General features: G+C 42.3%; 12 protein-coding genes. 2 read left to right on the top strand and 10 right to left on the bottom strand.

Going from position 1 to position 8,602, the window contains the following annotated elements; genetic code table 11:
• Positions 1-119: 119 nt before the first annotated feature.
• The 8 genes from fusA to fkpA all read right to left on the bottom strand — a co-directional run bounded on the left by fusA (position 120) and on the right by fkpA (position 6,262).
• The gene (fusA, locus tag BTN98_RS17640) at positions 120-2,225 is read right to left on the bottom strand and encodes an elongation factor G (protein WP_060997848.1); all 2,106 of its coding nucleotides are present in this window, start codon (positions 2,223-2,225) and stop codon (positions 120-122) included.
• A gap of 89 nt (positions 2,226-2,314) precedes the next feature.
• Positions 2,315-2,785 carry a 30S ribosomal protein S7 gene (gene rpsG, locus BTN98_RS17635; protein WP_005371760.1) on the bottom strand — a complete coding sequence of 157 codons (471 nt, stop codon included), beginning with the start codon at positions 2,783-2,785 and terminating at the stop codon, positions 2,315-2,317.
• Between the two features lie 95 nt (positions 2,786-2,880).
• Positions 2,881-3,255 (bottom strand): 30S ribosomal protein S12, encoded by a 375-nt coding sequence (gene rpsL / locus BTN98_RS17630; protein ID WP_004399892.1) that lies wholly within the window; start codon positions 3,253-3,255, stop codon positions 2,881-2,883.
• A 176-nt stretch (positions 3,256-3,431) separates the two neighbouring features.
• The gene (tusB, locus tag BTN98_RS17625) at positions 3,432-3,725 is read right to left on the bottom strand and encodes a sulfurtransferase complex subunit TusB (RefSeq protein ID WP_060997847.1); all 294 of its coding nucleotides are present in this window, start codon (positions 3,723-3,725) and stop codon (positions 3,432-3,434) included.
• 7 nt (positions 3,726-3,732) lie between these two features.
• The gene (gene tusC, locus BTN98_RS17620) at positions 3,733-4,089 is read right to left on the bottom strand and encodes a sulfurtransferase complex subunit TusC (RefSeq protein ID WP_060997846.1); all 357 of its coding nucleotides are present in this window, start codon (positions 4,087-4,089) and stop codon (positions 3,733-3,735) included.
• A gap of 10 nt (positions 4,090-4,099) precedes the next feature.
• A complete protein-coding gene (tusD, locus tag BTN98_RS17615; RefSeq protein WP_060997845.1) occupies positions 4,100-4,492 on the bottom strand; it encodes a sulfurtransferase complex subunit TusD in 393 nt (130 codons plus the stop codon).
• A complete protein-coding gene (locus tag BTN98_RS17610; protein WP_060997856.1) occupies positions 4,489-5,211 on the bottom strand; it encodes a helix-turn-helix transcriptional regulator in 723 nt (240 codons plus the stop codon). Before BTN98_RS17610 ends, tusD begins: the two co-directional genes overlap by 4 nt.
• A 187-nt stretch (positions 5,212-5,398) precedes the next feature.
• A complete protein-coding gene (fkpA, locus tag BTN98_RS17605; protein WP_060997844.1) occupies positions 5,399-6,262 on the bottom strand; it encodes an FKBP-type peptidyl-prolyl cis-trans isomerase in 864 nt (287 codons plus the stop codon).
• 191 nt (positions 6,263-6,453) lie between these two features.
• On the opposite strand from fkpA, the gene BTN98_RS17600 reads away from it, so the two are divergent.
• Complete coding sequence (locus tag BTN98_RS17600) at positions 6,454-7,431, top strand: WD40 repeat domain-containing protein (protein WP_060997843.1); 978 nt, start codon at positions 6,454-6,456, stop codon at positions 7,429-7,431.
• Positions 7,432-7,441: 10 nt separating this feature from the next.
• The gene (locus BTN98_RS17595) at positions 7,442-7,663 is read left to right on the top strand and encodes a SlyX family protein (protein ID WP_045035979.1); all 222 of its coding nucleotides are present in this window, start codon (positions 7,442-7,444) and stop codon (positions 7,661-7,663) included.
• A 71-nt stretch (positions 7,664-7,734) separates the two neighbouring features.
• Here BTN98_RS17595 and slyD read toward each other — a convergent pair whose 3' ends face one another.
• Both slyD and BTN98_RS17585 read right to left on the bottom strand, forming a co-directional pair.
• Complete coding sequence (gene slyD, locus BTN98_RS17590) at positions 7,735-8,295, bottom strand: peptidylprolyl isomerase (RefSeq protein WP_060997842.1); 561 nt, start codon at positions 8,293-8,295, stop codon at positions 7,735-7,737.
• Between the two features lie 83 nt (positions 8,296-8,378).
• Complete coding sequence (locus BTN98_RS17585) at positions 8,379-8,588, bottom strand: YheV family putative zinc ribbon protein (RefSeq protein WP_060997841.1); 210 nt, start codon at positions 8,586-8,588, stop codon at positions 8,379-8,381.
• Between the last annotated feature and the right edge of the window lie 14 nt (positions 8,589-8,602).

Below are 8,602 nucleotides of genomic sequence, written 5' to 3'. Positions count from 1 at the left end.
AAATTTTTCTTTAGACACGATTGTGTTCCTTCCTAGTTAAGATACGCCCCCTACTAGGTCGGGGACGGCTCCGAAGTTGTGTATTTTATGCGTCAATAGCAATTGACGCAATAATGAAATTAAATACGTTCTGCAATAATTTTATCAGTAACGTTCTTTGGCATTTCAGCGTACTCGCTAAACTCCATCGAATAAGACGCGCGGCCTTGTGTTGCTGAACGTAAATCAGTTGCGTATCCGAACATTGCTGATAGTGGAACTTGCGCACGAATAATTTTAATACCCGCGTTGCCTTCTTCCATACCTTCGATCATACCGCGGCGACGGTTTAAGTCACCAACGACATCACCCATCCAATCTTCTGGCGTGGTAATTTCAACTTTCATCATCGGCTCAAGCAATACTGGAGTTGCATCAAGTGCACCCTGTCGTAATGCCATTGAACCTGCGATTTTAAATGCAATTTCGCTTGAATCGGTGTCGTGGTAAGAACCATCAACTAACGTCGCTTTAACGTCAATCATTGGGTAGCCTGCTAGCACGCCACTCTTCATTTGTTCTTCGATACCTGTAGCAACAGCACTAATGTATTCTTTAGGTACGCTGCCACCGACAATTTCATCTACGAATACGAAACCTTCACCTGGCTCTGACGGTTCAAGCTTCAGCCATACATGACCATATTGGCCACGGCCGCCGGTTTCACCTGCCTGACGAATGAATTTACCTTCAACTTTAGTGGTACCACGAATGGTTTCACGATAAGCAACCTGAGGTTTACCTACGTTACAGTTGACGTTAAATTCGCGCTTCATACGATCGACGATGATATCTAGGTGAAGTTCACCCATGCCAGAGATTAAAATCTGACCTGATTCATCATCAGTTTCGACGCGGAAAGACGGATCTTCTGCAGCTAGTTTATCTAGCGCGATGGTCATCTTATCTTGGTCTGCTACAGAGCGTGGTTCAACCACAATCTGAATTACTGGTTCAGGGAAATCCATGCGCTCTAGAATCACTTTATGATTTTGATCGCATAGGGTATCACCTGTTGTCGCAAATTTAAGACCAATGGCTGCAGCGATATCGCCAGCACGCACTTCTTTGATCTCTTCACGTTTATTAGCATGCATCTGAACGATACGGCCTAAACGCTCGCGTTTTTCTTTAATTACGTTGTAAACAGTATCACCTGAATTAACAACGCCAGAGTATACGCGCATGAAAGTCAATGTACCTACGAACGGGTCGGTTGCGATTTTGAACGCTAGTGCTGAGAATGGTTCGTCATCGCTAGAATGACGCTCAACAGGGTTACCGTGTTCGTCTTCACCTGTAATAGCTTTTACTTCAGTTGGTGAAGGTAGATAATCAACAACGGCATCTAGTACGGCTTGAACACCTTTGTTCTTAAATGCAGAACCACAAGTTGCCAATACGATTTCGTTGCTTAGGGTACGTTGACGCAGACCAGCTTTAATTTCAGCTTCAGTCAATTCACCTTCTTCAAGGTATTTATCCATTAGTTCATCATTAGCTTCTGCTGCTGATTCAACTAAGTTCATGCGCCACTCATCTGCTAACTCTTGCATGTCAGCAGGAATATCTTCATAGGTAAAACTAGTACCTTGATCGGCATCAGACCAGTTAATGGCCTTCATTTTGATCAGGTCAATTACACCTTTAAATTCATCTTCAGTACCAATATTTAATTGCAGAGGCACTGGTGTTGCACCAAGACGGTGTTTGATCTGCTCGATAACGCGGAAGAAATCTGCGCCCGTGCGATCCATCTTGTTAATAAAAACGATACGCGGAACTTCATATCGATCGGCTTGACGCCATACAGTCTCAGACTGAGGCTCTACACCTGAAGCACCACAGAACACAACTACAGCACCATCTAACACACGTAATGAACGCTCAACTTCAATGGTGAAGTCTACGTGTCCAGGAGTATCAATGATGTTGATTCGGTGCTCGTCGAACTGCTTGTCCATACCGCGCCAAAAGGTGGTCGTTGCAGCAGAGGTGATCGTGATACCACGTTCTTGCTCCTGCTCCATCCAATCCATAGTAGCAGCGCCGTCGTGTACTTCACCAATCTTATGAGATAGGCCTGTATAAAACAGGATGCGCTCAGTAGTGGTTGTTTTACCGGCGTCAACGTGAGCACAGATACCGATATTACGGTAGCGCTCGATGGGCGTTTTGCGAGCCACGATTGTATCCTCTTACTAAGGTGAACCTTAGAAAATGGTTTAGGCACAGCAGGAGAACCTGCTGTGCCCAAGCGGTATTACCAGCTATATTACCAGCGGTAATGTGCGAACGCTTTGTTCGCATCTGCCATACGGTGAACGTCTTCACGTTTCTTAACAGCAGAACCTTTGTTGTCAGCCGCATCAAGCATTTCGCCTGCTAGACGCTGAGCCATAGATTTTTCACCACGCTTACGCGCAGCTTCAACTAACCAACGCATAGCTAGTGCATTACGACGTACTGGACGTACTTCTACAGGCACCTGGTAAGTTGAACCACCCACACGGCGAGATTTAACTTCTACCGCTGGACGTACATTTTCAAGAGCTTTTTCAAATACAGCTAGGTGTTCTTCACCAGAACGCTCAGCCATAGTTTCTAGTGCAGAGTAAACAATTTTTTCTGCAGTAGATTTTTTACCGTCAACCATAAGGATGTTAACGAATTTTGCCAGCAATTCTGATTTGAATTTAGGATCTGGAAGGATCTTACGCTGACCGATTACGCGACGACGTGGCATGGATTATCTCCGTTGTCTTCTTCAGGTTATCCAAAACTTTTCAGTTTCTTCAAAATTAAATAATTTTAGTGTTTGGCCTTACTTAACGGAATCCATTAAGACTTAGGACGCTTCACACCGTACTTAGAACGACCTTGTTTACGGTCATTAACGCCTGCACAGTCAAGTGCACCACGAACAGTGTGGTAACGAACACCCGGTAAGTCTTTAACACGACCACCGCGGATAAGAACAACTGAGTGCTCCTGAAGGTTGTGACCTTCACCGCCGATGTATGATGTTACTTCGAAACCGTTTGTTAGACGAACACGACATACTTTACGTAATGCTGAGTTCGGTTTTTTAGGTGTAGTAGTGTAAACACGAGTACATACACCACGTTTCTGTGGGCACGCTTCTAGTGCTGGCACGTTGCTTTTTACAACTTGCTTAGCACGTGGCTTACGTACCAACTGGTTAATAGTTGCCATTAAATAGCTCCTGATTGTTACTTTCGTAAGGTGAAAAATCTGCCTCCCAACAACAGGAGGACGCGAAATTTTAGGCATCGCACCTAAAGGTGTCAAGATCTAACCAACGATCAATTAAGTGATCATTTCTTAAACAGTCACTTTTTTGTTCATATATCGTTACTAATAATGGCTTTTTATGCCCATCTCATATGTTGAGCATGCTGTTCAGTAAGAAAAACAAAACCTTTATAATCAATAACATCTAGACTTTTATCACATTTATCCTGCAAACCGCGCGCAATAATGTCAGCTTCCAGTAAATAAATTTTTACGCCAATATTTTTTATTAAATCAAAGTAAATATTTTCGCTTACGGCGACATTTACAGCGTCTTCAAGCAATAAGATCTCATCGCCAGCGCAAATAAACTGTAAACATTGTGCCAATGCGTGGCTTTGAAATGGCGAACGGGTCACAGTATGTAACATCGATACCTCAAAAAGTAAGGATCTGACGACAACAATGTAATGTTGTCACCAATTCGACACGAGGACGGATAATGGCGTCAATTAATAAGTCTTCACGGCATAATCCACGCTCAGCTAATGACTGCTGACAGACATAAATATTTTCAATGTCATACAAGGGCAACATTTTAAAGGTCGCACTATAATTACGGCTCAAAATCGCATTCGACTGCTGATGTTTAAGCAGCTGCAATACTCCATCACCAATAAAAAATACACTCAGTGCTTCGGTATAAGCAGAAGCAGCTAATAATGCATCAAGTCCCTCTCGACCACTCGTCGTACCGTGAGGAGGTTGGCGAAACACAAACCCTAAGTCATTCACTTATTTCACCTCAAAATTGCATAACACGATCAGTGCTAAGTAAAACCTCAGCTAGACCACCAAGTCCGGCCTGTTCAAACCCTGATGCTAAATTATGGCTTGGTAATTGATTTTGTTGTGCTTCTTGCTCACTAACAATACCACGGCGTAACGCAGCAGCGACACAAGTGTGTAATTCGACGTTATGGGTTTGCGCTAACTGTTGCCATGCTGCAACCAAATCAAATTCATCTGATGCGGGTGCTGTCAGTGCATTACCATTTAACACTCCGTCTTGATAAAAGAATACTCGAGTTAAAGTATGGCCGACCTCAATAAGTGTAGATGCAAATTGATAAGCAGATCGTGCGGCTTGAGTACCATAAGCGGGGCCATTAACAACAATGGCGTAAGTTAGACTCACTTGTCACCATCCTCTGTTTTACGCTGACGAATATAAAGATACACGGTGTGCTTAGAAATATTCAATCGATCAGCCACACGATTAATCGCATCTTTAATGTCAAAAATACCTTTATCAAACAACTCCATCACTATCTGACGATTCTTGGCATTATTGGATACATTTTTATCAGCATTAATTTCTTCAATAGTACGCTCAACGGTTTGATCGACCAATTCATCAACGTCACTGGCAAAGTTAACTTTTGATGCGGCCTGTTTGGCTTCATCAGTTGGCATAAACGATTGCAAAATTTGGGTAAATGGAACATCAAGATTGACGTTAATACATAACAAACCAATCACTTTATTATCACCATTACGAATGGCGATAGTGATTGATTTCATTAAATCACCGCCTTTAGCACGGGTGAAATACGCACGAGAAAAATTACGTTCTGAATTTTGAATATCACGTAACGAGCGTAAGGCAAGATCGGTGATCGGTGATCCAACTTTACGGCCGGTATTTTGACCATTGGCTATTTTAATTGCCGAGGTATTTAAATCAGCTAAGGAATGCAGAACAATTTCACAAAATGGCCCAATCAATGCGGCTAAGCCATCAACAACCGCTTCATATGCGCGCAGAATATTATTGTCGTGCTCAGAAAAAATTCGTCTGTCAACGATGTCACTATCAACAATTATCTCTGTTCCAAAATCATCTACTGAAATCACGATATCACCTTCCATTTTGCTGCTTATCTACAATGCGATCGCCCTGATCTATCACTACAAGCATTCAATATAATTGATAAAATTTAAAATCTTCTCAGTAAGTTTATCAGATTATTGAACAAAAAAGACCCGACATATGCCGGGCCTAGATCAACTGTTACGCTTTTTTGTCACTAAAACGCGACAATTATTGTGTTTTAGTTGCTGTCGCTGCTGCTTTTACTGCTTCAACAGCAGGTTGCTTCGCTTGCTTATCGCCTTTAATGCTCAGTAACTCTACTTGGAAAACCAAAGTAGAGTTAGCAGGAATACTTGGATTAGCTTGCGCGCCATAAGCCAGTTGTGGCGGAATAACAAATTCAAACTTAGAACCAACAGGCATTAATTGTACGCCTTCAGTCCAGCCTGGAATCACTTGGTTTAGTGGGAACGTTGCTGGTTGATTACGCTGGTATGAGCTATCAAATACAGTACCGTCTGTTAGCATGCCTTTGTACTGAACTTCAACAGTATCAGTTGCTGCAGGTTTTGGACCGGTACCTTCTTTTTCAATTTTGTACATTAAACCAGATTTAGTGGTTACAACACCGGCTTCTTTGGCAAATTTAGCGCGGTACTCTTCACCAACTTTAATGTTCTTTTCAGCTTCAGCTTTTGCTTTTTGCTCAACAATTTTAGCAACACGCTGATCTAGTGATTGTAGTGCTTGTTGTGTTTGTTCTTGTGTCATACGGCTCTTGCCTGCAAACACATCTTCAACACCTTGAAGTACATCTTGGCGATTAAGGTTTAGACCTAACTCTTTTTGTTGATCAAGGTTAGCTGATAAGTATTGCGCCAGTGATGCACCAATTGCATAAGCTGCTTTTTGATCTTCAGTTTTAAATTCAACTTTTGCAGCATCTGTTGTTGCAACTGCAGCAGAAGTAGTTGTTTGCTCAACTTTTGCTGGCTCAACAGGCTTGTTGGTATCTGCTTTATTATCGTCCTGACAACCCACAGCAAGGAAGATTGTTGCTGCTAATACAGACATCTTTAAAATCGGCTTCATGTATTTCTCCATCAGTCATTGAGGCCATGCCTCACTTTTACACTGTACTTATTAGTATGAGTATGAAAACAAAATTATATCAATATACTACTACCAGTCTGATTAAGTAACTGTAAAAACTAGCACTGCAGTTATTTAATCAGATTCTTTTCTTTCATCTAGTTACCCTAAGCAAGCGGAACCAGAGCTTAATGTACAAGAAATTTTTGTCGGTTGGTCTATTTTTATCTAGTTTTGCCTTAAGCGGTTGTTTGTTGTCTGATTCAGAAATCAAACGTTGGCACTTAGCTCAACAAGGTAGTACCAGTCTTAGCCTTAGCCGTGATGGCCGTTTTGCTCTTGTTAGCACCAAGCTACAAGGTATCGCGCTATGGGATTTACAGCAAAACAAAAAGTTAGCAGATTTTGGTTCTCAAGATCAATATCACAATAGTGTGATAACAAGTCAAATATCAGATAACAATCGTTATGCAATCACCGCAACAACTCAAAATTTTGCGGTATGGGATCTGGGGTGGTCACAGGCCCGTGGTTTATGGTCAATTGATGATGCCGCGATTCAAGATGTTGCGATTACCAATAATGGTACCGAGGTCCTATTGGCATTAACCAATGGTAAGGCACTGTTTATTAATTTGACTGATGGTCGCCAACTAGAATTTTTAGCTCATCGTGACAAAGTCAATAGTGTGGCACTTTCTGCCAATGGCCATTACGCACTCTCTGGTGGTAATGATAGCCACGCCTATTTATGGAATACTCGCAGTGGCCAAATAATCTATTCTTTCAAGCATAGCAGCCGTGTTAGCCAAGTCGCATTACAACGCGATGGAAAATTGGCTTTTTCCTCTGATAGCAACAATGACCACATTATTTGGGATTTAACCACTGGCAAAAAAATCTCTCAATTAGCGGTGAAATTACGTCAATCGCCACTCTCAAGCGTACGCTTTTCAAATAATGGACAATGGTTAGTAACAGGAAGTCCCACTCGTCGAGTTGAATTATGGCGTACTGATAATGGTAAAAATATCGGCTCTTGGCGTGCAGAAGTATTACCAGGGACTCGACCCGCCACAGCAGTGGTGTATGATGTCGCTATTAGCCCTACAGGTAATGTCGTCGCTGGCTCATCCGCTGGTTACGCTCAAGCCTGGTCAACCGACTGAAAGATATCCCATGAATGAGATACAACAACTGCAAAGCCGTCTTGATGAACTTGAGATGAAACTCGCTTTTCAAGAGCAAACCATTGATGAATTAAATGATGCGTTAACTAAGCAGCAATTCATGATTGATCGTATGGAAGTACAACTGAAGTTTATGGTCGGTAAAGTGAAAGGCATGCAAACCTCTAATATGGCTGATGAGTCAGAAGAAACACCACCGCCGCATTATTAAGTCGAGGTTCGACAACATAAAAAACAAAAAGGAAGCCAAGGCTTCCTTTTTTTATATCGCGTTAAGCAATATTAGTGAGAACAGCCACAGCCGCCCTTCTCTTCGCCACCACAACAACCTTCGTCATCGTGATCGCCACAGCCGCCTTCGCCGCCACAACAACCGCCACCTTGGTGTAGGTGACCGTGCTCGATTTCTTCTTCAGTTGCAGCGCGTACAGCAACAACTTCAACGTCAAAACCTAGTGTTTGACCAGCTAGCATGTGGTTACCATCAACAACAACTTCGTCGCCGTCAACTTCAGTTACTTCTACAGGGATTGGACCTTGATCTGTATCAGCAAGGAAACGCATGCCAACAGTGATTTCATCAACACCTTGGAATACATTTGCAGGAACACGCTGAACCATTTCGTCCATGTGCTCACCGTAAGCTTCTTCAGGAGCAACTGTGATTTCAAACTTGTCGCCTGCCACGTGGCCTTCTAGCGCTTTTTCCAGACCAGGAATAAGGTTGTTATGACCGTGTAGGTAATCAAGAGGAGCTTCAACTGTTGATTGATCAACAACGATACCTTCTTCAGTTTTCACTTGGTAAGCTAAGCTTACTACTGTGTCTTTAGCGACTTTCATGTTAACTCCAAAATTTAAGCTTGGGGTGATAGTTTTTGTTCCCATATCATACAGGATAATACCATTGAGATGCCATTATCACATTAGTCTGGTTTAAAAATCCCTATCACTTGTTGTTTGGTGGTTGAAGACAGTTGTTCACTCTCTTTCACTGCTTGCGGTAAACGTGTATCCAAATGCTGGCATTTGACACATTCAATATGTTCAACATCATTGTGTTGCCACCAGCGTAAAGTATCTACAGCTTGGCAATGAGGACATATTGCTGCTGCAATAAATCGTTTTTTGATCATGCTCATCACTCCTT

Source organism: Photobacterium aquimaris (assembly GCF_002954455.1).
Taxonomy (GTDB): domain Bacteria; phylum Pseudomonadota; class Gammaproteobacteria; order Enterobacterales; family Vibrionaceae; genus Photobacterium; species Photobacterium aquimaris.
This window is presented reverse-complemented; position numbering and strand designations above follow the sequence as displayed.